Origin of the sequence: Streptomyces sp. NPDC012474 (genome assembly GCF_042955185.1) — a bacterium.
Classification (GTDB): Bacteria; Actinomycetota; Actinomycetes; order Streptomycetales; family Streptomycetaceae; genus Streptomyces; species Streptomyces cahuitamycinicus.
On the sequence record NZ_JBIBEP010000026.1, the window covers coordinates 1 to 26,461 of the forward strand.

The window sequence follows — 26,461 nt, forward strand, 5'->3', positions numbered from 1 at the left end:
CAGCGCCGTCTGGGCGCCGTTCTGCAGGGTGCGGACGCTCTCGCGGTTGAGCTTGTCGTAGGTCCAGCCCGTGCTGCCGGAGGCGTCCGTGCGGGTCCTGACGTTGCCGTCGCCGTCGTAGGAGTAGGTGACCGTGGCGTTGGTCGAGGACACCTTCGTCACGCGGTCGCGGTTGTCGTAGACGTAGACGGTCTTGATGCCGCGCCCGTCGGTGACGGTCTCCACCCGGCCGAGCGCGTCGTAGGTGTACTGCGTCGTGCCCAGCGGGGCGGGCGGGGTGACCTTCTTGAGGTTGCCCTTGGTGTCGTACTCGAAGGAAGTGACCTTGCTGCCCGCGTCCTTGGCGGTGCAGCGCGGGCCCTCGAAGCCGCCGCAGGTCGGGGTGTCCTTGTTGTACGTGTACTCGCGGGTGCCGCCGGCCGTGCCGGACGTGGTCACCGACATCGTGTTGCCGTTGGTGTCGTACTTGAAGGTGTCCTTGCGGCCGTCCGCAGTGGTGAAGTCGTTCGGCAGATCCGTGCCTGCGACCGTTTGGTAAGCCGTCACGGACGCCGTCGCACCGAGCGGGAGCTTCTGGGAGATGGCGTTGTGGCGGCCGTCCCAGCCATAGGTGGTGGTGTTGCCGCCGGTGCCGTCCGCCCCCGTGCCCATCGCGTCGATCGCGCTCTGCACCAGGTGGTTGGTGTACTTGGCGTGGCGTGAGTGATCGAGGGGGTCGGTGACCGTGGTGGTGCCCGCGTCGGAGGGGGTGGCGGCTGTGTAGTCGTAGCGCCAGGTCGGACCGATGTGGCCGTTGCTCGTCACTTCGGTGGCGCGCTGCATGGACCTGACGCGGTTGTGGGCGTCGTAGGTGAACAGGGTGATGGTGCCCTCGGGCGTGGTCACCTTCGTCAGGCGGCGTGAGGAGTCGTACGCGTACGCCGTGGCCTTGCCGTCGGTGTCGGTGACCTTCGCCAGGTTGCCCGACGGGTCCAGGTCGAACACGGCCGTGCGGCCCGTGTGGTCCTTGGCCTGCCACTGGCTTGCGTCCGTCTTCACCAGGTCGATCCAGCGGCCCGAGCGGGTCTCGGTCAGCTTGAAGCCCTTGTGCTCGCCGTCCTCGTCGTGCTGGTCGACGGTGATCGTGCCGTCGTTCTTGTCCGTGACCTTCGTCAGGGTGCCGTGCTCGTCGTAGGTGTCCTTCGTGCCCGACTTGCGGTCGGTCAGGGTGTAGGTGCCGTCCGCGTTCTTCTTCAGGTCCTTGGAGTAGCCCGTCGGCGTGGTCCAACCGCCGGTGGACGTCTCCTTGAAGCGCAGGGCAGCGCCGGTGGCGTCGTGGACGACCACCTCACCGTCGCCGGTCTGGAGGTACCGCTCGTACGCCTGCCACCAGCGTTGCGTGACCTTTCCCCAGGGCGCCTCAAGGGAGTTGTACGTCCGGGCCAGTTGCAGCTTCTGGCCCACGCCGGCGATGTCGAAGTCCGTCGCGGCGAGCATCAAGTTGCCGTTGGAGACGTTCACCCGCGCCACCAGCGCGTCATTCAAGCGCGTGTCGATGATGCGGTGCCAGGGCACCTCGCCCTGACCCTCGGGAACGAACGGCGTGGCCTCGGCGGCGGCCCCCGCACGCTGGGCGCCGGCCTTGCCGCCCGTACGGGCCTGCTGCGCCGCCCGCCAGGCGGCGACCTCGGCCGACGGCTTGGCCTCCGCCTGCGATTCCGGTGCCTTGACCGAACCGGCCGGTGTCGCGGCAGCCTCCACCTTGGTCGGTCTCGTCCACGGGCTCTCCGGCTCCGGTAACTCCGGCTTCGGCGCCGCCGCCAGCCCCGGTGCCACGGAGGGGTTAGTGGCGCCCGGTCCGCGCGTCGCTGCGGGTGCGCGCGGACCGGGGCCGCAAAGGGGGCCCGAAGGGCTCAGCGGGACGCGAGTTCGCGGGGCTCCAGGGCCGCCGTGTGGGCGTCCATCCGCTCGGCGGCCAGGATCGCGGCCGCCGTGTCGGCGCGGGAGGCGGCGACGACCAGCGCGCGTCCCGCCAGGGTGTGCGCCCGCCGGTGCAGGGCCGCGGGGCTCCGCTCACGCCGGGTGCCGGACACCCGGGCCGGAGCGTGGCCACCCCTCAGTCGGCCCACCTGCTCCGCGAGCCGCTCCGCCGCCGTGTCCAGGTCGGCCGAGGACTGCGACGCGCGCAGCTCGTCCGTGACGGCGAGCAGGGCGGCGAGATGCCCTGCGAGCTGGATGTCCAGCTCCTCCTCGCGGGAGCGGTGGGGGAAGTCGGGGTTGGGGCCGTCCACCGTGCTGTGGACCGACTTGGCGCGGATCGGTTCGTACATGGGAAGGCCTCCTGAGTGCTTACAGGAAACCATCCTAGCTTAGATTTCGTCTAAAGTTGAGTCGTTCACAAAACCGGACTGCCCGCGCACATAGCGTGAGCGGGCAGTCGGGTCAGGCGGGGCCAGGCGCATCAGGCCTGACTGTAACCGTCCAGGAAGTGGCCGATCCGTCCTATGGCATCGGTCAGGTCCCTGACCGTCGGCAGGGTCACCACCCGGAAGTGGTCCGGCTCCGGCCAGTTGAAGCCCGTGCCCTGGACGACCATGATCTTCTCGCGCCGGAGCAGGTCCAGGACCATGCGGCGGTCGTCCTTGATCTTGAAGACCTTGGGGTCGAGGCGCGGGAAGAGGTAGAGCGCGCCCTTGGGCTTCACGCAGCTGACCCCGGGGATCTGGGTCAGCAGCTCGTACGCCGTGTCCCGCTGCTCGTGCAGCCGCCCGCCCGGCAGTACCAGGTCGTTGATCGTCTGCCGTCCGCTCAGCGCCGCGACGACTCCGTGCTGCCCGGGCATGTTCGCGCACAGGCGCATGTTCGCCAGGATCGTCAGGCCCTCGATGTAGGAGTCGGCGTGGGCGCGCGGCCCGGAGATCGACATCCAGCCGACGCGGTAGCCGGCCACGCGGTAGGCCTTCGACATGCCGTTGAAGGTGAGGGTGAGCAGGTCCGGGGCGACGGAGGCGGTCGGGGTGTGCGTGGCCTCGTCGTAGAGGATCTTGTCGTAGATCTCGTCGGAGCAGACGAGCAGGTTGTGCCGGCGGGCGATGTCGGTCAAGCCCTTGATCATCGCCTCGTCGTAGACGGCCCCCGTCGGGTTGTTGGGGTTGATGATCACGAGCGCCTTGGTGCGGTCGGTGACCTTGCGCTCGATGTCGGCGAGGTCCGGCATCCAGTCGGCCTGCTCGTCGCAGCGGTAGTGCACGGCCGTGCCGCCGGACAGCGAGACGGCGGCGGTCCACAGCGGGTAGTCCGGCGCGGGCACGAGGACCTCGTCGCCGTCGTCCAGCAGGCCCTGCATCGCCATCACGATCAGCTCGGAGACGCCGTTGCCGATGAAGACGTGCTCGACGTCCGTCTCGATGCCGAGGGTCTGGTTGTGCATGACGACCGCCCGGCGCGCGGCCAGCAGGCCCTTGGCGTCGCCGTAGCCGTGCGCCGACGACACGTTGCGGAGGACGTCCTCCAGGATCTCCGGCGGGCACTCGAAGCCGAACGCGGCCGGGTTGCCGGTGTTCAGCTTGAGGATCCGATGCCCCGCAGCTTCCAGTCGCATCGCCTCCTCGAGCACCGGGCCACGGATCTCGTAACAGACGTTGGCGAGCTTGGTCGACTGGATCACCTGCATGTGTGGGAGCTTACGGCCCGGCAATGGCTCCCGGTTCGTGTTTTCCGCCACGTGAGACGCGGCGATACGGGGCGATATCGCCGCACGCTGTCCCACCAGCACCTTCGGTCCCTGGAATGCGCCGCCATGTTCAAGCCATTCGATTACGCCGACGGTGCGACGGGCGGCGAGCCCCAGGGGCCGCCGAACGTGTACCTGCCACAGGGTGCCTCCCCTCCGGCGTACGACGCCTGCGCGGACCCGGCGGCGACGCACGGCCGGCAGGACGTGTACGCCTGGCAGGACGTGTACGACCGGATGGACCCGTCGGCCGCGCCGGGCGCCCCGTATCCGGCCGCTCCGCATCTCCCATCGCCGCGCCTTCGGCCCTCGGCAGGTCCCACGGGAAACCCGGGCGCGGTACCGGCGGCCCCGGCGGCCCCGGCGGAACCAAGGGACCCAAGTGACCGGCCTCTAAGGGCGGTTGAGTAGGGTCTGGCAGGACGCCGGGATTCCGGTTGTGGAACAGGTTCTTGTGCCGGCCCCCTCTGCACGATCACAATGCGCATGACAATCGTGCAGGCGGCCGGAGGATTTTCCGGTCGCCTCCGTCGCAAGAGGGGACCCCCCATGAGAAAACCTCTCGCCGCCGCGTTCTGCGCCCTGGCGATAGCCGGGGCCGGCGCGGCCCCCGCGTCCGCTGCCGATGCCGCCCCCACGGGCGTCGGCAAGGTCGCGGACACGGGCTCGGCCACATCCGCCGTCTCCGGCGTGGTCACGTCCGTGGAGCAGACGCTGTCCGGGCTCCGCGGTTCTCAGGCCAAGGCCGTGAACTTCGCCGGCACCGTCGCGCTCAACAACTGCTCCGGCTCGGTCGTCCGCATGCCGGACGCCGAGGACAACGACCCGGCGCTCGTGATGACCAACGGCCACTGCCTGGAGTCCGGTTTCCCCGGCCCCGGCGAGGTCCTCGTCGACAAGGCGTCCAGCCGTACCTTCAGCCTGCTGAACTCCTCCGGCTCGCGCGTCGCCACCCTGCGCGCCGCCAAGCTCGCCTACGGCACGATGACCGACACGGACGTCGCGCTGTACCAGCTCACCACCACGTACGCGCAGATCAAGAGCTCGTACAACATCAACGCGCTGACGCTGAACGACAGTCACCCGGTCGCCGGCACCGCCATCAGCATCCCCTCCGGCTACTGGAAGCGGATCTACAGCTGCTCCATCGACGGGTTCGTGCCCACCATGAAGGAGGGCGACTGGACCTGGAAGGACTCGGTCCGCTACACCTCCGCCTGCAACACCATCGGCGGCACGTCCGGCTCGCCCGTCGTCGACCAGGCCACCAACAAGGTCGTCGCCATCAACAACACCGGCAACGAGGACGGTGAGCGCTGCACGGTGAACAACCCCTGCGAGGTCGACGCGAACGGCAAGGTGACCGTCCGCAAGGGCATCAACTACGCGCAGGAGACGTACGGGATCCCGGCCTGCTTCGGGATCGACAGCAAGCTCGACCTGAGCGCGAGCGGCTGCACCCTCCCCAAGCCGTAAGGCAGGGTGCCGGCCGGGCGGTCACGCGGGAGGAGTCCTGCGGACCGCCCGGCCCGCCAGCACGTCCGTGCGCCGGCCGTGCTCGATCACGAACCGGCCGTCGACCAGGACGTGCGGAATGCCCGTCGGAAGTGTGCGCGGCTGCGCGGACGTGGCGCCCGCCGCGATCGTCGCCGGGTCGAAGAGCACCAGGTCGGCCCTGTAACCCTCGCGGATCAGGCCCCGGTCGCGCAGCCGGAGCCGCGCCGCCGGGCGGGACGTGAGGTGCGCGACGCACTCCTCCAGCGACAGCACCCCCGACTCCCTGACGTAGTGCCCGAGGTAGTGCGGGAACGTCCCGTAGGCGCGTGGGTGCGGCTTGGCGCCCTGGAGGATGCCGTCCGAGCCGCCGGTGTGCACCCGGTGGCGCATGATCTCCCGGACGTTCTCCTCGTGGCCCACGTGCTGGAGGATCGTCGGGGCCAGCCGGTCGGCCAGCAGCAGCCCGCGCGCGGTCTCCCAGGGAGCCTCGCCCCGCCGGTCCGCCGACTCCTGGACCGTCCGGCCGACGAAACCGGCCAGGGCCGGGTCGTTCACACCCGAGATCTCGATCGTGTCCCACTCGACGGGCACGCCGTGGCAGCCGTCCGAGCCGGTTACCTCCAGATCGTGGCGGATGCGTTCCGCCGTGCCGTTCTCCGCCAGCCGCCCGATGATCTCCTCCGGGCCGCCCTCGCTCGCCCAGCCCGGCAGCACGGCCGCCAGTGTCGTGCAGCCCGGTGTGTACGGGTAGGTGTCGAGGCTGATGTCGGACCCGGCCGCGAGCGCCTCGTCCAGCAGGGCCAGCAGCTCGGGCGCCCGGCCCTTGTTCACGCCGAAGTTCATGGTGGCGTGGGCGAGATGGAGGGAGCAGCCCGCCTCCCGGGTCAGCGCGACCATCTCCGCGTAGGCCTCCAGGGCCCCGGCGCCGTAGGAGCGGTGGTGCGGGCAGTAGTAGCCGCCGTACGACGCCACCACCCGGCACAGCTCGGTCAGTTCGGCGTCCTTCGCGTACATGCCCGGCGTGTACGTCAGCCCCGAGGACATGCCGACGGCGCCCTGCTCCATGCCCTCCGCGACCAACTGCCGCATCCGGTCGAGCTCCTGCGGCGTGGCCTCGCGGTCCTCCCAGCCGACGGCGAGCGCCCGGACCGTGCCTTGCGGGATCAGGTAGGCCGCGTTCACGGCGATCCCGCGGTCCAGCCGGTCCAGGTACTCGCCGACCGACCGCCAGTCGAAGTCGATGTCGTCACCCGGGCCGTTCCACCCGGCGATGGCCCGCCGCACCTCGCCGAGCGTGCGGTCGTCGACCGGCGCGTACGACAGGCCGTCCTGGCCGATGACCTCCAGGGTCACGCCCTGCGCGGCCTTGGCGCTGTGGTCGGGATCGCGCAGCAGCGCCAGGTCGCTGTGGGCGTGCATGTCGATGAAGCCGGGGGAGAGGACCAGCCCCTCGGCGTCCAGCTCCCGGCGCGCCTTCGGCCGCTGGCAGCCGGCCGCCGCGGCCTCCTTGACGATCGATACGATCCGGCCGCCGTCGACCACGACATCGGCCCGGTAGGCGTCCGAGCCGGAGCCGTCGACGACGTCGGCGTCCCTGATGACGAGCTCTTCCATCGCCGACGGCCCCCTAGAAGAACGTGCGGACGTAGTCGACGACCGTGCCGTCCGCCTCGGCGACGGGGATCAGCTGCCACTTGTCGAACGAGGTGCACGGGTGGGACAGCCCGAGCCCGACCCAGTCGCCGACCTCCACATCCGCCTCCGGCGTGGTCGCGAGCCAGGCGTGCTGGTCCGACAGGGCCGTCACCGAGACGCCGGTGGCCGGGCGCTCGGTGCCGTCCCGGTGGATCACCTGGGCGAAGGGCAGGTCGAGGTCGTGGGCCGCGTCCCGCTTGCCCGCGTTGGCGAAGGCCTGCTCGTCCGAGGGCCGCGACACCACCTGCGTCCACAGCCGGAACGCCGGCTCCAGGGCACCCTCCTCGGGCACCCGGTTGAACGGGGTCAGCTTGCGGTAGTGGCCGTCGTCGTGCGAGACGTACGCGCCCGAGCGCAGCAGCCTCAGTACCGGAAGGGAGAGTTCGGGGATCTCCGCGAAGACCTCGGCGACCGCGTCGAACCAGGCGCTGCCGCCCGCGCTGACGACGATCTCGTCCAGTCCGGTGAAGCGCCCGGCCTCGTCGAACGCCGCGGCGAGCGCGACCAGGCGCCGCAGCCACGCCGTCACCCGCTCGGTGTCGGCCTTCGGCACCTCGCCCTCGTAGCCCGCGACACCGACGAGCCGCAGGGTCCGGGTCCCCGCCACCGCGTCCGCCACCCGCGCGCACTCCGCCTCCGTGCGCACCCCGGTCCGGGCGCCCTCCCCGGCGGCGAGCTCGACCACGACGTCCACGGGGCGCGTGGCACCCCGCAGGGCGGCGTCCATCAGCTCGACCCCGCGCACCGAGTCGACGTAGCAGACCAGCTCGAAATCCGGGTCGGCGTCCAGCTCGGCCGCGATCCAGCGCAGGGCCGCCGCGTCGACCAGCTCGTTCGCGAGGAACACGCGCCGGGTCCCGAACGCCCGCGCCACCCGCACCTGGTGCGGCATGGCCAGCGTGATGCCCCACGCCCCGTGCTCGATCTGCCGCTGGAACAGCTGCGGGGCCATCGACGTCTTGCCGTGGGGCGCGAAGGCCAGGCCGTGCCGGGCCACGTACGTCTCCATCAGCTTCAGGTTGTGCTCCAGGCGCTCGGCGGACAGCGCGAGCACGGGCGTGGCGAAGCCGCCGGTGAAGAGGTTGCGCCGCTGGCCGGCCAGCTCGGCGACGGTCAGTCCGTCGGCGTCCGGCGGGAGGCCCTTGAAGCGGTGGTCGACGCGCTCGGCGGCGAGCCGGGCGAGTGACTGGGCGCTGTCGGCCGTCATAGAGCCTCCCTGATCTGCTGTGTTGCAATATCTGCAACCTTCGTTGCGTATGTCGCTGCACGTGTCTAACATCTCGGCCACCGCCGGTCAATGAAACCGCCACCGGCCGCCCCGACGCCCCCGAAGAGGAGCTACGAGCATCGTGACCCCCACCGGACCCCGCAACGCCCCCGACGTCGTGGACGTCGTCGCGCTCGGCGAGTCCATGGTGACGTTCCTGCCGTCCCGGCCGGGACGCCTCGCCGACGTGCCGTCCTTCGAGCGGGGGATCGGCGGGGCCGAGTCCAACGTGGCGTGCGTGCTGGCGGCGGCGGGGCACTCCGCCCGGTGGATCAGCGCGGTGGGCGCGGACGGCTTCGGTGACCACCTCCTGGCGGAGATCGGGGCGTACGGCGTCGACGTCGCGTCCGTGCGACGGGACCCGGAGCGTCCCACCGGGATCTACTTCCGCACTGCGGGGGACCGGGCGGGCGACGCCCACGAGGTGGCCTACTACCGGGCCGGATCGGCCGCCTCGGCGATGTCCCCCGACACGGTGGACCCGGCGGCGGTGCGCTCCGGGCGCGTGCTGCACCTCTCCGGGATCACCGCCGCCCTGTCCCCGGCCTGCCTCGACCTGATGCGCGAGCTGACCGCCCGCCGCCCCGGCCGACCCCTGGTCTCCTTCGACGTCAACCACCGTCCCGGCCTGTGGCGCGACACGGACGCCCCGACGGTGCTGCGCGACCTCGCCCGGGGCGCGGATCTCGTGTTCGTCGGGCAGGACGAGGCCTGGGGGCTGCACAGCCCCGAGGCCGTCCGCGCCGCCCTCCCCGAGCCCGAGGTGCTGGTCGTCAAGCAGGGTGCCGCCGGCGCCACCGTCTTCGAGCGGCGGGACGCCACCTTCGTCCCGGCCCCGCGGGTCGACGTCGTCGCCGCCGTCGGCGCCGGAGACGCCTTCGCCGCCGGGTTCCTCTCCGCCACCCTGCGCGCGCTGCCCGTACGGGACCGGCTGCGGCACGGGCACCTCATGGCCGCCGCCGCGCTCACCGTGCCCGGCGACCTCGCCGCACCGCCCGCGCGGGAGCACGCCGACCGGCTCACCGCCCTGGACGACGCGGCATGGGGGAGACTGCGACTCGGCCCGGGCTGGACCGAGGAGACACAGCGGGCCGACGAGGAGGTACGTACGCCATGAGCCAGACCGTCGACCGCGCGCTCAGCATCCTGCCGCTGCTCGCCGAGGGCCCAGCCGACCTGGGGCAGGTCGCCGACCGCCTCGGCGTCCACAAGTCCACGGCCCTGCGCCTGCTGCGCACCCTGCACGAGCACGGGCTCGTCTACCGCCAGTCCGACCAGCGCTACCGCCTCGGCGCCCGGCTCTTCGCCCTCGCCCAGGAGGCGATGGAGAACCTCGACGTCCGCGAGATCGCCCACCCCCACCTGGTCCGCGTCAACGAGGACTGCGGACACACCGTGCACCTCGCCGTGTACGAGGAGAACGAGGTCCTCTACATCGACAAGGTCGAGAGCCGCTACCCCGTGCGGATGTACTCCCGCATCGGCAAGCCCGTCGCCATCACCGTCGCCGCGGTCGCCAAGCTGCTGCTGGCCGACCTGCCCGAGCACGAGCGGCGGGCGGTCGCCGAGAAGCTCGACTTCCCCATGTACACGTCCCGTTCGACACCCAACGCCGGCGCCTTCCTGCGCGAGCTGGAGAAGGTGCGCGAACAGGGCTGGGCCACCGACCTCGGCGGCCACGAGGAGTCCATCAACTGCGTCGCCGCGCCCATCCGCGGCGCCGACGGCAGGGTCGTCGCCGCGATGTCGGTCTCCGCGCCGAACGTCGTCGTCACCGCCGACGAACTCCTCACTCTCCTGCCGCTGGTGCGCCGTACGGCGGAGGCCATCAGCGGCGAGTACTCCGGCAGGACACCATTGAAGGGCACCGCATGACGGACAAGATCGCACTCACGCCGAAGACCCACACCACCCCGCCGGCGAAGTTCTCGCACGGTGTGAAGAAGGGCAACATCCTCCAGGTCGCCGGCCAGGTCGGCTTCCTGCCCGCCGAGGAGGGCAAGGCGCCCACGCCCGCCGGGCCGGCCCTGCGCGAGCAGACCCTCCAGACCCTGGCCAACGTCAAGGCCATCCTCCAAGAGGGCGGCGCGGGCTGGGACGACGTGATGATGATCCGCGTCTACCTGACGGACGTGGCCCACTTCGCCGAGTTCAACGAGATCTACGACGCCTACTTCGAGGAGCAGGGCCTGACCCAGCCGCCCGCCGCGCGCACGACGGTCTACGTCGGCCTCCCCGCGGGGCTGCTCATCGAGATCGACGCGCTGGCCGTCCTCGGCTGACCCGCACCCACCCCGCCTTTCCCCGGCGCGGCGCCGCCCTCGATCGCCCTGGCCCCCGCCACGCTCCGCGCGGTGATCGAGTTCTTCGGCGACCCCTCGCGATCGCCGCCGTGCTGAGCCTGTTCGTGTAGGAGTCTCATAACGAAGTCGGGGTCGACTGTGTGCGGCACAGGTTTGTCGACCATACTGCTTCGCTGTGGAGCAGCGCATAGGTTCGAGCAGCCAGCCCCTGGAAGGCGCCGGATTCGACCCGGCCTTCATCCCCGGGCTCACGTCACCCGTGTCCGGACGGACGGAGGAGGACGGGCCGGAGAAGGAGCCTGCGGTCGCGGAGGCCGACGAGGCCGACGAGACCGCCGCCGAGTCGGAGGAGACGGCCGAGGTGTCCCCCTCCGAGGCGGAGGAGGACACCTCGGAGCCGGAGGAGGACACCGAAGCCGGCACCGACGGCCCCGTCTTCGAGGCGTCCGACCGCCGCGCCAGGATGGTCGCCGACCACAGAGGCGTACGCATGTCCCTGGACGACCAGGAGTGCGAGTTCCGCTGGGACGAGATCGGCGCGGTCGAGACGGAGACGGCCCGCTTCGGCAAGCGGTACACCGTCACCGTCCACACCCCTGACCGGCGTTGGTACCCGATCGAGATCGAGGCACCGGCCAGGAGCCACTTCACGGAGTGGGACGCGCAGTTGGACGCGGTGCTGGACGCCTACTTCGAGGACGGGGAAGCAGCGGAAGACGCAGGCTGACCGCAGTACTGCGCTTCCTTGCCGATCGACCGGTACATACAGTCCGCGTTCTCCAGCAGTTGCAGCACCGCGTCGCGGTTACGGGAGGTCTCCCGCTCGATCACCTCGTCGGGCGGGTAGAACCCGCCCCCACCGGAGCGTGGGTACATCTCGAAGGTGTAGCCGAAGATCTTGTGCGCACCCCAGAGGTAGTCGTCGATCGACCCGTCCGTGATGTACAGGTCGCTGGACTGCTCCGCCGTGTACCCGTTGCTCGCGGCCATCTTCCGGCCGACGGTCCTGAACGCCGCGTGGTCGTCCGCGGTCATCCCGGTGGTCGTGTCGGAGTACGTGTAGCCGAACGGCCACAGCACCAGCTCGCTGTAGGTGTGGAAGTCCACGCCGGCCCTGATCTGCTGCTTGCCGCCCACGACCCGGCTGCGCACGAAGTCGGCCACGACCTTCACCTCGGGCGCGGACTCCGCCGAGGCCCCCCGGTAGGTGTCCGAGGACTTCGACCCCGAGGAACCGCCGCAGCAGCCCCAGCGGTAGTTCCAGTTGCGGTTCAGGTCCGTACCGACGTACGACGAACCGGAGTTGGGCTGCCGGTTCTTGCGCCAGGAGCGGTAGGAGCCGGTGGCGATGTCGTACTCGCCGCCGTCCGGGTTGAGGTCCGGGACGATCCAGATCTCGCGGTTGTTCACCATGCCGGTGACACGCGAGTCGGAGCCGTAGTCGGAGGTCAGCTCGCGCAGCAGGTAGAGCGCCATTTCGACGGTCAGGTGCTCACGGGCGTGCTGGTGGTGCGTGAACAGCACCTCCGGCTCGGACTCGTCGGTGCTCACGTTGTCGCTGATCTTGATGGCGACGATGTCCCGGCCCTGATACGACGTGCCGATCACGCGCCGGCTCGCGATGGACGGGTTGGCCGAGACGATCGAGTCGATCCCGTTCGTCATCTCCGTGTAGTTGTGGTACTTCGAGTCGGCCGACGGGAAGTCGAGGAGCCGGACGTCGTCCTCGCCGGCGGACCGGTCGGGCACCGCGCCGAGCGGGTCGACCTCGTAGCCCAGCGTGCGCAGCTTCTTGATCTGGCCGGCGCGGCCGGAGACCACCACGCCGTGTCCGTGGACCTCGTCGACGGTCACACCCGTGCGCTGAAGTGCCGTGCGGTCCTCGGCCGTCGAGTGCAGATGGATCTCGTACTGCCGGACGTCGTCGGCCGAAGCGGTCGGCTTGCCGGCGCTGTCGGCGGTGGCGTCGCCCGTCGTCGCGGACAGGGGCGCCGCGAGGGCCAGGGTGAGGAGGCCGGCGAGGGCGGCGGTGCGTCTGCCGGTGCGGGCACCGGAGCCTCGTATGCGAAGTCGCATGAAATCTCCTTGTGGGAGGTGGGGTTGTTCCGTGCGACGTACGTGGTGCGGGTGGCGCACATCGTTCTGCTAATGGCATGAGCAGGTCAAGGCTGAAAGTGGCCGCGCAGTGTACGCGTGCGGCACCACGGCCGAGGCGTCCCGGCGGAAGTACACCCACAGGTGTGGCCCCGGCGTGCATATATGTACGCACCGGGAAAGAGTGGGGGTTCGCGCAAGGGGAGCCGGTGTGCCCGGATCCCCGGACCCCCACCCCCTGAAGGACTGGCTGGTCATGGGCGGATCAGCGCCACGACGGGACCACCACCTGCCGGCCGAGACGACCAGCTTCGTCGACCGGCGTGGCGAACTGACCCAGGGCCGCGAACTGCTGGCCCGCGCACGGCTGGTGACGCTGACCGGACCGGGCGGCGTCGGCAAGACCCGGCTCGCCGCACGCATCGCGGCCCGGGTGCGGCGTGCCTTCCCGGACGGCGTGCGCTTCGTGCACCTGTCCGGACTGCACGACCCGGCACTCGTCCCGCTCGCCGCCGCCGACGCGCTGGGCCTCCACGACCGCTCCGCCCAGCCGCCCCTGGACGCCCTGGTCGAACAAGTACGGGACCGGCGGCTGCTCCTCGTCGTCGACAACTGCGAGCACCTGGCCGGTGCCTGCGCCCGGCTCGCCGCGGCCCTGCTGCACGGCACCGCGGGCGTGCGCATCCTCGCCACCAGCCGGCACCGGCTCGGCCTCACCGAGGAGCACCTCCTGGAGGTCCGGCCGCTGCCCGTGCCCGACCCGGACGGCGACCTGCCCGCCGCCCACGGCTACCCGGCCCTCACGCTCTTCGCCGACCGGGCCGCCGCCGTCGTGCCCGGCTTCCGCCTCACCGCCGCCAACAGGGCTTCCGTCGCCCGGCTGTGCCGCCGCCTGGACGGCCTGCCCCTCGCCATCGAACTCGCCGCCGTCCGCATGCGCGTCCTCGACGTCGACCAGCTCCTGGACCGCCTGGACGACCGCTACCGCTTCCTCACCACCGGCAGCCCCGCCGCCCTGCCCCGCCACCAGACCCTGCGGGCGGCGGTCGCCTGGAGCCACGACCTGTGCACCCTCCCCGAGCAGACGGTGTGGGCCCGGCTGTCGGTCCTGGCGGGCAGCTTCGACCTGGAGACGGCGGAAGCGGTCTGCGCGGACGCCGACCCGGGAGGCGACGCCCGGCCTCCTCGGAGCGCGGGTCACTTCCCGGCGCTCCCGGAGGCCCCCCTGCCCGCGCTGCCGGCTCAGCCCACGGACGGCTCCGGTGCGCACGCCGGTCCTGCGGTGGCACCCGCCGGGACGGGTGGGCATGCCGATCCTGCGGTGGCTCTCGCCGGGACGGGTGGGCACGCCTGTACCGCGGTGGCTCCCGCCGGGACGGGTGGGCATGCCGGTCCTGCGGTGGCTCTCGCCGGGACGGGTGGGCACGCCTGTACCGCGGTGGCTCTCGCCGGATCGGGTGGGCATGCCGGTCCTGCGGTGGCTCCCGCCGGATCGGGTGCGCACGCCTGTCCCGCCGCGCCCCCCGCCGACACCCTCACCCTGCTCCCGCCCCCCGGGCTCCGCACGGACGACGTGCTGGAAGCGGTCGCCGGGCTCGTGGACAAGTCCGTGCTCTGCCGGGAGACCGGGCCCGGCGGCGTGCGGTACCGGATGCTCGACACCCTGCGGCAGTACGGTCTCGAGCAGTTGCGGCGGGGCACCGGGCAGGAGGACGCCGCCCGGCGGCGGCAGCGGGACTGGATGGCGCGGCGGGCCGAGCAGTGCGAGCGCGGCTGGTTCGGCCCCGGACAGCCGGAGACCGCCGCCCTGCTGCGCGCCGACCGGGACAATCTGCGTGCCGCCCTCGACTTCAGCCTCACCGCCCCCGGCGAGGCCCTCGCCGGTCTGCGCCTCGCCGGCACGCTCTGGTTTCACTGGCACGCCTGCGGCGCCTCCCGCGAGGGCCTGTACTGGCTCGACCGGGCCCTGGCCGCCGCCCCCGGACCGACCCGGGAACGGGCCCGCGGCCTCTGGGTCACCGGCCTGCTGGCCGCCGCCACCCGGGACTTCCCCCGGGGCCGCCGCCACGCCACCGACGCCCTCGCCCTCGCCCGCGCCCTCGGCGACACCGCCGAGGCCGCCCACGCCGAGTACGTCATCGGCGTCATCCGGCTGTTCGGCGACGACCTGCCCGGAGCGCTGCGGCACTTCGAGGCCACCGTCGCCCGAGGCCCCGTGCCCGGCCAGCACCTGAGCCTCGTCGGCCTCGACCAGGTCGAACTCGCCTGCGCGCTCGGCTTCCTGGGCGAGGCCGAGCGGGCCGTCGAGGTCTGCGAGCAGGCCCTGCGGCTGTGCGAGCGGCACGGCGAGCAGTGGGTCCGCTCCTACGTGCTGCGCATGCTCGCCCTCGCCCACACCGTGCGGGGCGACTGGCCCCGGGCCGAACGGCACGCCCGTGAGGCGCTGCGGCTGAAACTCGCCGTCCACGACGTCATCGGCATCGCCCTCACCCTCGACCTGCTCGCGTCGATCGCGGCCCGGCGCGGCGCCCACGAGCACGCCGCCGTGCTGCTGGGCGGCGCCGACCGGGTCTGGGCCGACGTCGACACCGGCCGCTGGGGCTCCCGCACCCTCAACTCCGCACGCCGGGACAGCGAGGAGGAGGCGGTCCGCGCCCTCGGGCGGGAGGCGTTCGAACGGGCCCACCGGCGGGGCGGGGCGCTCGGTCTGCCGGAGCTGGCCGGCCACGCGCTCCAGGAGCCCGGCCGCCCGCCCGGCGCGGAGGCCGCCGCCCCGCCGCCGCACGAGGACACCACGGTCCGGCTGACCCGCCGCGAGACCGAGGTCGCCCGGCTCGTCGCCGAGGGGCTCGCCAACCAGCAGATCGCCGACCGCCTGGTGATCGCCCGCCGCACCGCCGAAGGCCATGTCGAACGCATCCTCGGCAAGCTCGGCTTCAGCAACCGCAGCCAGATCGCGGCCTGGATGACGGCACAGCGCTGACCGCCGCCACCGCACCCACCCACCCGAGGGGATCACGTGACCACCGGACAACTCAGCCCGTTCGACCACCGCATGGCCGTCTTCGACTCAGACGACGGCTTCGTCGCCGCCGCCCTGCCCTTCCTCGGCGAAGCCCTCGGCGCCTCCGGCGAACCACCACCGGTGGCCATCGCCGCCCCGCGCAACCTGGACCTCCTGCGGGACGCCCTCGGCCCGGGCGCGAAGGACGTCACCTGCATCCCGCACACCGACTGGTACACCGGCTCCGCCGCCAACGCCGTCGCCCAGGCCGCCGCGTACCTGAACGCGCACGCCGGGCCCGGCGGCGGCATCCACCTCGTCATGGAGCCCGTCTGGAGCGGCCGGGCCGGCCGCTCGGCCCGCGAGACCACCGAGTGGATCCGCTACGAGGCCCTCGCCAACCTCCTCTTCGCTCCCCTGGCCACGACCGCCCTGTGCGCGTACGACACCCGCACCGCCGGGCCCGCCGTCATCGCCGCGGCCCGCCGCACCCACCCCGACACCGAGGTGTACGAGGACCCGCTGCGGCTCGCCGCCGAACTCGACGCCGTACCCCTGCCGTTGCCCCCCACCGGGGCGAGGCCTCTCGCGGAGCCGCACGCCGCGGCCGTGCAGAGCTGGGCGGTGGGCCGGGGGCTGCCGGCCGCCGACGCCGAGCTGTTCGCCGCCGCCGTGGCGGAGACCGCGGCGGCCCTCGCTCCCCTCGACGGTGCCGCCCTGCTGTGGGGCGAGGCCCCGGCCTGCGTCTGCGAACTGCGCTCGGCCCGGCGCCTCGACGACCCGCTCGCCGGCTTCGTCCCGCCGGCCGCAGGCCCGGAACCGGGCCCGGGGCTGTGGTACGCGCGTCAGGTCTGCGCGTACGTCGACATCCGCGACGACGCCCAAGGAGCGACGGTCCGCCTCCAGTACGCATAGCCCCCTACCTGCACAAGCAGGTAGGGGATCGGGTAGTCCTCCCCCTGCGCCGGACCGCCCCCGGGGATCACCCTGGACCCATGCTGCAACTCTCCGGGCGGCACCTCCCCGACCCCGATGCCCGCTACGGCCCGTTCCCGCAACCACCCCTGGGAGCAGGACATGCGCGTGCCGAGTACGCGCCCCGGCCCTCCGCCGTCCGCGAGGCACGCGCGGAGGTCCGCAGGCAGTTGGAGGGATGGGGGCTCGCCGAACGCGGTGAGGTCGCGGACGTGGCCGAACTGCTCGTCGGTGAACTGGCCACCAACGCCCTGGTGCACGCCGGGAGCCGCTTCCGGCTCACGCTCTTCGCCGCGCACGGCGTACTGCGCTGCGAGGTCGCCGACGGCGAGCGCCGCGTGCCGCGGGTACTGGACGCGGGCGCCGGGGAGAGCGGTCGTGGAATGTTCCTGGTGGACGCGCTCGCCCAGCGCTGGGGCTGCCACCGGGACGGGCCGGGCAAGACCGTGTGGTTCGAGCTCGGCACGTGCGGGGCGGACGGCTGTGGTCGGCGACAGCCGTGACGCTCCGCCGGGCCTGACCGGGCAGGGTGTCCTACGGGCATCGCGTGAAGATCCGGTCAGGCCCTCTTGTCCCGCGGGCGCCTTTGGGCTTTCTTGACCTGCATGGCGGACACCACAGGCAACACCACCGAGAACGAGGCCCCACACCCCCCACAGCCCCGGAAAGCGAGCTGGAAGTACATCGGCCCGGGCATCGTCGTCGCGGCGACCGGTGTCGGTGCCGGTGACCTGGTCGCCACACTGATCGCGGGCAGCAACTTCGGCTACACCCTCCTGTGGGCCGCGGTCATCGGCTGCCTGGTGAAGATCTCCCTGGCCGAGGCGGCGGGCCGCTGGCATCTGTCCACGGGCCGCACCCTGTTCGACGGCTGGGCCAGCCTCGGCCGCTGGACGACGTGGTTCTTCGCGGTCTACGTCGTCGTCTGGGGCTTCGTCTACGGCGCGGCGGCGATGTCGTCGAGCGCGCTGCCGCTGCAGGCGCTGTTCCCCGACGTGATGGACCTCAAGTGGTGGGGCATCGCCTGCGGTCTGGTCGGTCTGGTCTTCGTCTGGTTCAACAAGTACGCGGTGTTCGAGAAGGTCATGACGGTCCTGGTGGGCATCATGTTCGTGGTGACGGTGTACCTGGCCATCCGGGTCACGCCGAACATCCCCGACGCCTTCGCCGGGCTGCTGCCGGTCCTCCCGGACGAGAAGGACTCGATCCTCAACACGCTGGGCCTGATCGGCGGCGTCGGCGGCACGATCACGCTCGCGGCGTACGGCTACTGGGTCAACGCCAAGGGCTGGACCGACACCGGCTGGATGAAGGTCATGCGGCTGGACAACCGCGTCGCCTACATCACGACCGGCATCTTCGTCATCGCCATGCTGTTCGTCGGCGCGGAGCTGCTGCACTCGGCGAACGTCGCCATCGCGAGCGGCGACAAGGGCCTGATCCAGCTGGGCGACATCCTGGAGGAGGAGTACGGCTCGGCCACGGCGACGTTCTTCCTGATCGGGTTCTTCGCCACGTCCTTCACCTCGCTGATCGGCGTCTGGCACGGCGTGAGCCTGATGTTCGCCGACTTCGTGACCCGCCTGAGGGGCACGGGCCAGTCCAAGGGCGAGGAGGTCGCCTCGGGGGCACGCGAGCGCTCCTGGCCGTTCCGCGCCTACCTGCTCTGGCTGACCTTCCCGCCGATGATCCTGCTTTTCGAGGACCAGCCCTTCCGCCTGATCATCATCTACGGCGTGCTCGGCGCGGCCTTCCTGCCCTTCCTCGCCGGCACGCTGATCTGGCTGCTGAACTCCTCCCGCACGCCCCGCGAGTGGCGCAGCGGCCCGGTGAGCAACGTGATGCTCGCCGTCGCGGGGCTGCTGTTCCTGATCCTGTGCGTGAAGCAGATCTGGGACCAGCCGTGGGGGGAGTTCTTCTAGGAGCGCCGAACCGACGCCGGGTGGCCGGGGCGCCGGGCCCACCGGGTCCATCGCCCCGGACCTTCGGGGCCCCCGCGACCGGCAAGATGCTCAACCTGCCCCGTTTTGACGCATCTTGTGCAACGGCAGTTGCTCCCCAGCTACACAAACGCTGTTCTCCGGTCACAGAGCCGTGGTTACAGTGCTGAGGTAGTCACGCAGTGAAGTCGACACGGTGCGCCGGAGTGACACCCGGCGTTCCGACGGGCATGGGGAAACGGGGAGCTGCGCGTGCCAACTGCCATTGCCGTGACCAGCGCCGACATGGCGCTGCCACCACAGGACGAACGCACCCTGCCCGCCGTCGTGCTGCGGGACGTCGAACGGCGCCCCCTGGAGCAGGCCCTGGCCGAGATGCAGGCCCTGGTCGAGCACCACGGCCATGTGATCGTGGTGTGCTCACAGGCCGCGCCCACCGCCGTGCAGCGACGGCTGCACACCCTGCGTTCCCTCATGGAGAGCGACCGGATCGCCCTGTTCCGGCCGGATCTGCCTCCCCTCGGACTGGCCGTCCTGGCCCGCCAGTTACGGCAGCTCGCCTCCTGCGACATCAGCCCCGGCGTGCTCGCCTCGGCCGGCCGGCTGCTCGTCCACTACATCCACGCCGGCGCGCTGCTCGGCTCCGTCGCCCGCCTCGACCGCGTCCCCGTCGGCCTGAAGTCACACGCCAAGTCCTGGGTCCCCGGCAGCCAGTTCGGCGTCCTGGCCCACCCCGAACCGCACCTCGTCCGGATCACGTCCGAAGCCGGGCTCCCCGGCCCCGAGTTCGGCACCTGGATGCTCCTGGCCAAGGGCCAGCTCCAGTCCGACTGGGTCACGGCCACCCTCGCCCCCTCCTGGAAGGTGCAGGGGCTGCGCGAAACCCGGCTGCCCGCCGAGTCGCCCGGCTGGTGGGGCACCGGCAAGCTCATCGAGTTCTGCAGTTACCTGCCCGACCTGTCCGTCCTCTACCAGCTGGTCACCTCCGTCCGGCGCAGCCAGTGCCACTGGTGCGGCATCGACGTCATCGGCGACCGCTGCGTGTTCTGCTCGGCCACGCCACCCGTACCCGACAGCCCGCCCCGCAAGCAGCTGGAGAACCGAACGGCCGCCGGGTGAGGCCTGACACCCTCATCAGCCCTGACACCGCTCATCCGCCCTGTTCCGATCCCGCCCGACCGATATCCCCAACGAGGTTGTCCGGTTCATGAACTCCCGTCAGCGCCGCGGCGTGATTCTCCTGCTCCTGTCGGTCCTCTGCGCCCTCGGCGCCTTCGCCGGCGTGCTCTCCGTCATCAGTGACGTGAAGTCGAAGGTCGGCCCGGAGGTCACCGCCTACCGGCTCACCTCCGACGTGCCGCCCTACACCACCCTCCGCACGGGCCAGTTCGAGAAGATCAAGATGCCCGAACGGTGGCTGTCCGACAACGCGGTCACCGATCTGCGGGAGATCCAGGGCAAGATCGCCGTGACCACGCTGCGCGCGGGCTCCCTGCTCCAGTCCGACATGATCGTCCGCCGGCCGGCCCTCCAGCCCGGCCAGCAGGAGGTCGCCATCATGGTCGACTCGGCGACCGGCGTGGCCGGCAAGATCACGCCCGGCGCCTCGGTCAACGTCTACGCCACCTTCGAGGGCGCGCGCGAGGGCGACCCCGACCAGTCGAAGATCATCGTCACCGACGTCAAGGTCCTCGACGTCGGCGAACTCACCGCGCTCAAGCCCGACGAGGGCAACCGCACCCAGCAGCCCACCGACGCCGTCCCCATCACGTTCGCGCTGTCCGCCCTCGACGCCCAGCGCATCACCTACGCCGAGTCGTTCGCCAAGCGGGTCCGGCTCGCCCTCGTCGCGCCCGGCAGCGACACCACCGTCCCCGAGCGGGACCGGACGTACGAACTCGCGAAGGACAAGTGAGAGGCTGCCATGCCCACGAGGATCCTCCCGGCAGTCGGTGACACGGACGCGGTCCGGTCCGTCACTACGCTGCTCAGCCAGCTCCCGGACGCCGAGCCCGTCGCCCCCGTGGTCGACTCCACCCAGCTCATCGACACCCTCGCGCGGCTGGCCGCCGAGTCGGTCGACGAGCTGCCGGAGGTCGTGATCGTCCACGAGCGGATCGGCCCCGTCCCCGCGCTGGAACTGATCCGCGAAGTGGCATTGCGCTTCCCCGCCGTCGGCGTCATCCTCGTCACCTCCGACGCGAGCCCCGGCCTCTTCCAGGCCGCCATGGACTACGGCGCCCGCGGCGTGGTCGCCCTGCCGCTCAGCTACGAGGAACTCGCCAGCCGCGTCCAGGCCGTCGCCCAGTGGTCCGTCGGCGTACGACGGCACCTGGGCGCGGGTGGTGACGTGTTCACCGGCGTCGGCGGCACCGTCGTCACGGTCAGCGGCGCGAAGGGCGGCGCGGGCACCACCCTGACCGCCATCCAGCTGGCCCTGGCCGCCCAGGCCTCCGGCCGCAGCACCGCCCTGGTCGACATGGACCTCCAGACCGGCGACATCGCCTCCTACCTGGACGTCCAGTTCCGCCGGTCCGTCGTCGACCTGGCCGCCATCGCCGACATCTCCCCGCGCGTCCTGGCCGACGCGGTCTTCCGGCACGACACCGGACTCGCCCTGCTGCTCGCCCCCGCCGAAGGGGAACGCGGCGAGGACGTCACCGACCGCGCCGCCCGGCAGATCGTCAGTGCCCTGCGCTCGCGCTACGAGGTCGTCGTCATCGACTGCGGCGCCCAGCTCGGCGGCGCCGGGGCGGCGGCCGTGGAGATGGCCGACCGGGCCCTGCTGGTCACCACGCCGGACGTGGTCGCCGTACGGGGCGCCAAACGGGCCGTGCGGATGTGGGACCGGCTGCAGATCCGCAAGGCCGAGGAGACGACCGTCGTCGTCAACCGGCACTCGCGCGCCACGGAGATCCAGCCGCCCCTGATCCAGAGGATCACCGGCACGGCGGTCGCGGCCACCGTGGTCCCCGCCAACTTCAAGGAACTGCAGAGCGTCGTGGACGCGGGCCGCATCCACGAACTGGAGAGCAAGAGCTCGGTGAAGCAGGCCCTGTGGGGACTGGCGGGCGAACTGGGCCTGGTCAAAACCCCCGACGGGGGCCAGAAGGCGGGCCGGGGACCGGTGAGTTTCCGGCGAAGGAGAGAAGGATGAGCGTGCGCTCGGTTCTCACGCCCGCGGCCTTACGGGACCGGGGCCAGGTCACCATCGAGTTCCTCGGCATGACACCGACGATCATCGTGACGCTGATCGCGCTGTGGCAGGTCGTTCTCGTCGGCTACACCTTCATCCTCGCGGGGAACGCCGCGGACGAGGCGGTACGGCAGGCCACGGCGGCCGAGCCGGGAGCGCGGCAGGCCGCGTGCGAGGCGGCGGGGCTCAAGCACCTGTCCGAGGCGTGGCGCTCGGGTGCCGACGTGACCTGCGGAGGCTCCGGCTACGTCACGGCCGACGTGAACCTCCAGGTCCCGATTCTCTTCCCGGGCACGCTGTCCTTCCCGTTCACGGTCCACGGCCACGCCGGCGCGGTCGAGGAGGCGGACTGAGATGTGGACCGAGATGCGGACTGCGGTGCGGACCGAGATGCGGACTGAGACGCGGACTGCGGTGCGGACCGAGACGCGGACTGAGACGCGGACTGCGGTGCGGACCGAGACGCGGACTGAGACGCGGACTGCGATGCGGACCGAGATGCCGAACGCACGCAAGGCCCGCGACCGCGGCCAGGTCGCCATCGAGTTCATCGGGTTCCTGCCGATCCTGCTGCTCGTCGGCCTGGCGGCCGTGCAGCTCGGCCTGATCGCCTACACGGCCCAGCAGGCCGGAACGGCGGCCAGGACCGGGGCGCGCAGTGCGTCGCTGGAGGGACCGCACGAGGCGGACTGCCGGGCCGCGATCAGCAGTTGGCTGGCCGACGAGACGACCTGCCCGGCATCGATCGGCGCTGACGAGGTCACCGTCACGGCCACCGTGCAGATCCCGTCCCTGGTGCCGGGCTGGGACTTCGACCCGGCCGTCAAGACCGCGACGATGCCGCTCGACCACTGAGCACCGAGCACCGAGCTAGGAGCACCGCACTCATGAGCCTGCGAGCACGTATCAACACCCCCGAGGAGAACGGCAATCGGGGCGAGGACGGCCACATGGTCGCCTCCTACCGAGCCAAGCTCCTGGAGGAGATCGACCTCGCGGAGATGAGTTCGCTGGCCGCCGCCGAGCGCAGGGCGCGGCTGGAGCGCGTGCTCGGGCACATCATCAGCCGCGAGGGCCCTGTCCTGTCGACGGTGGAGCGCTCGCAGCTGATCCGCAGGGTGGTCGACGAGGCGCTCGGCCTGGGCATCCTGGAGCCGCTCCTGGAGGACGCGTCCATCACCGAGATCATGGTGAACGGTCCGGACGCGATCTTCGTGGAGCGCGGTGGCCGGGTCGAGCAGCTGCCGTTGCGCTTCGCCTCCAACGACCAGCTGATGCAGACCATCGAGCGGATCGTCTCGACGGTCAACCGCCGCGTGGACGAGTCGAACCCGATGGTCGACGCCCGCCTCCCCTCCGGAGAGCGCGTCAACGTCATCATCCCGCCCCTGTCCCTGACGGGCGCCACCCTCACCATCCGCCGCTTCCCGCGCTCCTTCACGCTCCAGGAGCTGATCGGCCTCGGCTCACTCGACGAGCACATGCTGTACCTGCTGGCGGGCCTGGTGCAGGCGAAGTTCAACATCATCGTCTCGGGTGCGACGGGCACCGGGAAGACGACCCTGCTGAACGCCCTGTCGGGCCTCATCCCGCAGGGCGAACGCATCATCACCATCGAGGACTCCGCCGAACTCCAGCTCCAGCAGCCCCACGTGATCCGCCTGGAGTCGCGGCCCCCGAACGTCGAGGGCAAGGGCCAGGTCACGATCCGCGACCTCGTCCGCAACTCCCTGCGCATGCGCCCCGACCGCATCGTCGTCGGTGAGGTCCGCGGCGGCGAGTCCCTCGACATGCTCCAGGCCATGTCGACCGGCCACGACGGCTCACTCGCCACCGTCCACGCCAACAGCGCGGAGGACGCGCTGATGCGGCTGCAGACCCTCGCGTCCATGTCCGACGTCGAGATCCCCTTCGTGGCGCTGCACGACCAGATCAACAGCGCCATCGACGTCATCGTGCAGCTGACGAGGTTCGCCGACGGTGCCCGCCGCATCACCGAGATCGCACTGATGGACAGCCACGGCAGCGACCCGTACCGCCTGGTCACGGTCGCCCGCTTCGACGCGCAGCCCATGACCTCCGACGGCCGTATCCACGGCGCCTTCGAGTACCACCCCCTCCCACGCCGCACCGCCGACCGCCTCTACATGGCGAGCCAGCCCCTCCCGCAGGCCTTCGGCATCGCCCGGTCCGCGGACCAGCTAGCCACCCGAGAAGCCAGGTAGGACCGACCGATGGAACTGCACCAGCTCATCACGCTCACCACCGGCATCACCCTGCTGACCTGCGTCCTCGCGGTCGTCGGCCTGCACTCCTACGCCATGGGCAGGGCACAGCGGCAGGCACTGGTCGACCGCCTGTCCGCCACCGGCCGGATCCCGGCGGGTGGCCGGCGCCGCAACTTCCGCGAGATCGACCGGCGTCTGCGGCGCACCAGGCTCGGCAAGCAGCTGGAACTGCGCCTCGCGGCCACCGGCCTGGACATCACCCCCGGTGAGTTCTTCGTCTACATGCTCGCCACGGTCGCCGGCCTGTGGCTGATCGGCCAGGCGGCCCTGGCCCCGTTCTTCGGCCCCCTGGCGGGCCTCCTGGGCATCGGGGTGGCCATCCAGTTCCTCAACTGGCAGCGCCAGAAACGCATCGAGAAGTTCATCAACCAGCTCCCCGAGATGGCCCGGATCCTCGCCAACGCCACCCAGGCCGGTCTCGCCCTGCGCACGGCGATCGGCATGGCCGCCGAGGAGATGGAGGCCCCGGCGGGCGAGGAACTGGGCAAGGTCTCCAACCAGCTGGCGGTCGGCGCCTCGATGGACGACGCGCTGGGCGAACTGGCCGACCGCCTCCCGTCCCGCGAACTGGTCGTCCTCGTCACCACGCTGGTCCTGTCGAACCGGGCCGGCGGTCAGGTGGTGAGCGCCCTGCGCAACCTCACCGAGACCCTGGAGGAACGCAAGGAGACCCGGCGCGAGGTCCGCACCCAGCTCTCTCAGGTCAGCATGACGTCGTACGCCGTCCCGGTCCTGGGCGTCGGCTCCCTGTTCCTCATGAACGGGGTCAAGGACGGCGCCCTCGACCGCATGACCGGCTCGCCCTTCGGCCAGGGGGCGGTCATCATCGCCTTCTCGCTCTACGCCGTCGGCTTCGTCCTCATCCGCCGCCTGTCCCGCATCGACGTCTGAAAGCCCGGAGGCAACCATGGGACTGCTCCTCGCCCTGCTGATGGGCCTCAGCGTCTGGGGCGTCTTCGCCGGCATCCGCATGTACCGGGCGGAGGCCAAACTGCCCGGCGACCTCGCCCTGGCCCTGGAGGTCGGCTCCACCCGCACCGGGGCGGTCGACTCGCTCATCGACCGCCTGGGCATGCGCTACGCGCCCGCGGTGCTGCGGCTGATGGGCCCGAAGCAGGTGGCCAAGTACCGCCGCAAGATCGACCTCGCGGGCAACCCCGGCGGCCTGACGATCGACCGGTACGCGGCCCGCCGGGCGGTCTACGGCTTCCTGGGCGCCGTGGGGTTCCTGGTCTTTCTCATGCGGGGCCAACTGCTGGTCGCCCTGCTCCTGCTGGCCTTCGGCGCGTTCTGGACGGAGGTCGGCATCTGGTCCGCGATCCGCATCCGCAAGGACGTCATCGAACGGACCCTGCCGGACTTCCTCGACGTCCTCGCGGTCGTCGTCAGCGCGGGCCTGGGATTCCGCCAGGCGCTGGACCGGGTCGCGTCCCGGTACGAGGGCCCCTGGGCCGACGAACTGCGCATCACCCTGCGCCAGATGGACCTCGGCATGAGCCGCCGCCAGGCCTTCGCGGAACTGCGCCGCCGCAACGACTCCGAGCAGGTGGCGATGTTCGTGACGGCTCTCCAGCAGGGCGAGGAACTGGGCGCGCCGATCGTCGACACGCTGGTGTCCCTCGCCAAGGACATGCGCCGTACGGACGCACAGAACGCCCGCCGCAAGGCGGCCCGGGCCGTCCCGAAGGCCACGATGATGATCACGACCTTCATGGTCCCGGCCACGATGCTGCTGCTCGGCGCGGGCCTGATCCTCGGCTCGGGCACGGACTTCGGCTCGGTGACGGGCAAGTAGGGGAGGGGCTAGGTCATGGCGATGACAGGGGAGCGGGCGGGGGAGCGGGCAGGGCTGGAACGGGCGGGGGAGCGGGCAGGGCTGGGGGCAGGGCTGCTGGGGCGTCGCCGCCGCCGTGAGGAGCGGACACCGGAGATCACGACGCCCCCGGCGGGGACGGTCCTGCCGGCGCATGTCCGCACGGGCGCGCCGGACGTACCGGTGACGTCCGTGACGCCCGCACTGCCACCCGGGTGGGAGGCGGCGGTCGGTGGTGAGCCGACCCTGCGGATCAAGGGGGGCGGGCGGCGGAAGGTGGCGCCTCCGGGGGCAGCGGCGGATTCCGGCGCGCCCGGTTTGGCGCCGGTGGCCGCGATGGCCCCGGTGGTCCCGGTGGCCGCCCCGGTGGCCCCGGTGGCCGCGGACAGCGGATCCGCTGGGGGTGGGACGGGCGGTCCGGGATGGGACGCGAACGCTCAGCCGGCCGCCGATGGTGCTGCGCCGGAACCCTCACGGGGTCAGCCGGCCACCGATGGTGCTGGGCTCCCGCAGGGTCGGCCGGCTGCCGATGGCGGTGCACCGGAACCTCCACGGGGTCAGCCGGTCGCCGATGGTGCTGGGCTCCCGCAGGGTCGGCCGGCTGCCGACGGCGGTGCACCGGAACCCCCACGCGATCAGCCGGCCGCCCATGGTGCGACACCCTGGCAGGGGCCACC

24 protein-coding genes are annotated in these 26,461 nt (G+C 71.7%); 17 read left to right on the top strand and 7 right to left on the bottom strand.

Features of this window, described 5'->3' with window-relative positions; translation table 11 throughout:
- The 3 genes from ACFY9S_RS36930 to ACFY9S_RS36940 all read right to left on the bottom strand — a co-directional run.
- Positions 1–1,815 (bottom strand): DUF6531 domain-containing protein (locus tag ACFY9S_RS36930; RefSeq protein WP_391137772.1); only part of this gene is annotated, 1,815 nt, incomplete at its 3' end.
- Positions 1,816–1,892: 77 nt separating this feature from the next.
- Positions 1,893–2,309 (bottom strand): hypothetical protein, encoded by a 417-nt coding sequence (locus ACFY9S_RS36935; protein WP_391137775.1) that lies wholly within the window; start codon positions 2,307–2,309, stop codon positions 1,893–1,895.
- A 131-nt stretch (positions 2,310–2,440) separates the two neighbouring features.
- Positions 2,441–3,652: an aminotransferase class I/II-fold pyridoxal phosphate-dependent enzyme gene (locus ACFY9S_RS36940; RefSeq protein ID WP_391137778.1), complete on the bottom strand. Its 1,212-nt coding sequence runs from the start codon at positions 3,650–3,652 to the stop codon at positions 2,441–2,443.
- Between the two features lie 609 nt (positions 3,653–4,261).
- Between ACFY9S_RS36940 and ACFY9S_RS36945 the strand changes: the two genes are divergently transcribed.
- On the top strand, positions 4,262–5,188 hold the full coding sequence (locus ACFY9S_RS36945; RefSeq protein WP_391137781.1) for a trypsin-like peptidase domain-containing protein: 927 nt from the start codon (positions 4,262–4,264) through the stop codon (positions 5,186–5,188).
- Between the two features lie 21 nt (positions 5,189–5,209).
- On the opposite strand, the gene ACFY9S_RS36950 is transcribed toward ACFY9S_RS36945, so the two are convergent.
- Together ACFY9S_RS36950 and ACFY9S_RS36955 are read right to left on the bottom strand one after the other, a co-directional pair.
- Positions 5,210–6,823: an amidohydrolase family protein gene (locus tag ACFY9S_RS36950; protein ID WP_391137783.1), complete on the bottom strand. Its 1,614-nt coding sequence runs from the start codon at positions 6,821–6,823 to the stop codon at positions 5,210–5,212.
- A gap of 13 nt (positions 6,824–6,836) precedes the next feature.
- Entirely contained in the window at positions 6,837–8,111 is a 1,275-nt protein-coding gene (locus tag ACFY9S_RS36955) for an alanine racemase (protein WP_391137785.1), read from the bottom strand.
- 142 nt (positions 8,112–8,253) lie between these two features.
- Here ACFY9S_RS36955 and ACFY9S_RS36960 point away from each other — a divergent pair, with 142 nt between their 5' ends.
- From ACFY9S_RS36960 to ACFY9S_RS36975, 4 genes are all read left to right on the top strand, one after another.
- On the top strand, positions 8,254–9,288 hold the full coding sequence (locus ACFY9S_RS36960) for a PfkB family carbohydrate kinase (RefSeq protein ID WP_391137788.1): 1,035 nt from the start codon (positions 8,254–8,256) through the stop codon (positions 9,286–9,288).
- A complete protein-coding gene (locus ACFY9S_RS36965) occupies positions 9,285–10,046 on the top strand; it encodes an IclR family transcriptional regulator C-terminal domain-containing protein (protein WP_391137791.1) in 762 nt (253 codons plus the stop codon). Before ACFY9S_RS36960 ends, ACFY9S_RS36965 begins: the two co-directional genes overlap by 4 nt.
- Positions 10,043–10,453, top strand: coding sequence for a Rid family hydrolase (locus ACFY9S_RS36970; protein ID WP_391137794.1), 411 nt, complete (start codon positions 10,043–10,045; stop codon positions 10,451–10,453). Before ACFY9S_RS36965 ends, ACFY9S_RS36970 begins: the two co-directional genes overlap by 4 nt.
- 196 nt (positions 10,454–10,649) lie before the next feature.
- Positions 10,650–11,201 carry a hypothetical protein gene (locus ACFY9S_RS36975; protein WP_391137797.1) on the top strand — a complete coding sequence of 184 codons (552 nt, stop codon included), beginning with the start codon at positions 10,650–10,652 and terminating at the stop codon, positions 11,199–11,201.
- On the opposite strand, the gene ACFY9S_RS36980 is transcribed toward ACFY9S_RS36975, so the two are convergent.
- A complete protein-coding gene (locus tag ACFY9S_RS36980) occupies positions 11,162–12,550 on the bottom strand; it encodes a M14 family zinc carboxypeptidase (RefSeq protein WP_391137800.1) in 1,389 nt (462 codons plus the stop codon). The two genes, ACFY9S_RS36975 and ACFY9S_RS36980, sit on opposite strands and share 40 nt — an antisense overlap.
- 274 nt (positions 12,551–12,824) lie before the next feature.
- Between ACFY9S_RS36980 and ACFY9S_RS36985 the strand changes: the two genes are divergently transcribed.
- From ACFY9S_RS36985 to ACFY9S_RS37040, 12 genes are all read left to right on the top strand, one after another.
- On the top strand, positions 12,825–15,551 hold the full coding sequence (locus ACFY9S_RS36985) for a LuxR C-terminal-related transcriptional regulator (RefSeq protein ID WP_391137946.1): 2,727 nt from the start codon (positions 12,825–12,827) through the stop codon (positions 15,549–15,551).
- A gap of 36 nt (positions 15,552–15,587) precedes the next feature.
- On the top strand, positions 15,588–16,487 hold the full coding sequence (locus ACFY9S_RS36990) for an anti-sigma factor RsbA family regulatory protein (RefSeq protein WP_391137803.1): 900 nt from the start codon (positions 15,588–15,590) through the stop codon (positions 16,485–16,487).
- An 80-nt stretch (positions 16,488–16,567) separates the two neighbouring features.
- Positions 16,568–17,050, top strand: coding sequence for an ATP-binding protein (locus ACFY9S_RS36995; protein ID WP_391137805.1), 483 nt, complete (start codon positions 16,568–16,570; stop codon positions 17,048–17,050).
- A 102-nt stretch (positions 17,051–17,152) separates the two neighbouring features.
- Complete coding sequence (locus ACFY9S_RS37000) at positions 17,153–18,469, top strand: Nramp family divalent metal transporter (RefSeq protein WP_391137808.1); 1,317 nt, start codon at positions 17,153–17,155, stop codon at positions 18,467–18,469.
- A gap of 303 nt (positions 18,470–18,772) precedes the next feature.
- Positions 18,773–19,606, top strand: coding sequence for a hypothetical protein (locus ACFY9S_RS37005; protein WP_391137949.1), 834 nt, complete (start codon positions 18,773–18,775; stop codon positions 19,604–19,606).
- Positions 19,607–19,694: 88 nt separating this feature from the next.
- Positions 19,695–20,402 carry a Flp pilus assembly protein CpaB gene (cpaB, locus tag ACFY9S_RS37010; RefSeq protein ID WP_102912296.1) on the top strand — a complete coding sequence of 236 codons (708 nt, stop codon included), beginning with the start codon at positions 19,695–19,697 and terminating at the stop codon, positions 20,400–20,402.
- Between the two features lie 9 nt (positions 20,403–20,411).
- Positions 20,412–21,644 carry an AAA family ATPase gene (locus ACFY9S_RS37015; protein WP_391137811.1) on the top strand — a complete coding sequence of 411 codons (1,233 nt, stop codon included), beginning with the start codon at positions 20,412–20,414 and terminating at the stop codon, positions 21,642–21,644.
- On the top strand, positions 21,641–22,036 hold the full coding sequence (locus tag ACFY9S_RS37020) for a pilus assembly protein (protein ID WP_391137814.1): 396 nt from the start codon (positions 21,641–21,643) through the stop codon (positions 22,034–22,036). Before ACFY9S_RS37015 ends, ACFY9S_RS37020 begins: the two co-directional genes overlap by 4 nt.
- A 145-nt stretch (positions 22,037–22,181) precedes the next feature.
- A complete protein-coding gene (locus tag ACFY9S_RS37025; protein ID WP_391137817.1) occupies positions 22,182–22,538 on the top strand; it encodes a TadE/TadG family type IV pilus assembly protein in 357 nt (118 codons plus the stop codon).
- A gap of 32 nt (positions 22,539–22,570) precedes the next feature.
- Complete coding sequence (locus ACFY9S_RS37030) at positions 22,571–23,908, top strand: CpaF family protein (protein WP_102912300.1); 1,338 nt, start codon at positions 22,571–22,573, stop codon at positions 23,906–23,908.
- A 9-nt stretch (positions 23,909–23,917) separates the two neighbouring features.
- On the top strand, positions 23,918–24,862 hold the full coding sequence (locus tag ACFY9S_RS37035) for a type II secretion system F family protein (protein WP_102912301.1): 945 nt from the start codon (positions 23,918–23,920) through the stop codon (positions 24,860–24,862).
- A 16-nt stretch (positions 24,863–24,878) separates the two neighbouring features.
- The gene (locus tag ACFY9S_RS37040) at positions 24,879–25,766 is read left to right on the top strand and encodes a DUF5936 domain-containing protein (RefSeq protein ID WP_003992659.1); all 888 of its coding nucleotides are present in this window, start codon (positions 24,879–24,881) and stop codon (positions 25,764–25,766) included.
- Positions 25,767–26,255: 489 nt separating this feature from the next.
- Here the strand turns inward: ACFY9S_RS37040 and ACFY9S_RS37045 are convergent, their stop codons facing one another.
- Positions 26,256–26,435 (bottom strand): hypothetical protein, encoded by a 180-nt coding sequence (locus ACFY9S_RS37045; RefSeq protein WP_391137822.1) that lies wholly within the window; start codon positions 26,433–26,435, stop codon positions 26,256–26,258.
- Between the last annotated feature and the right edge of the window lie 26 nt (positions 26,436–26,461).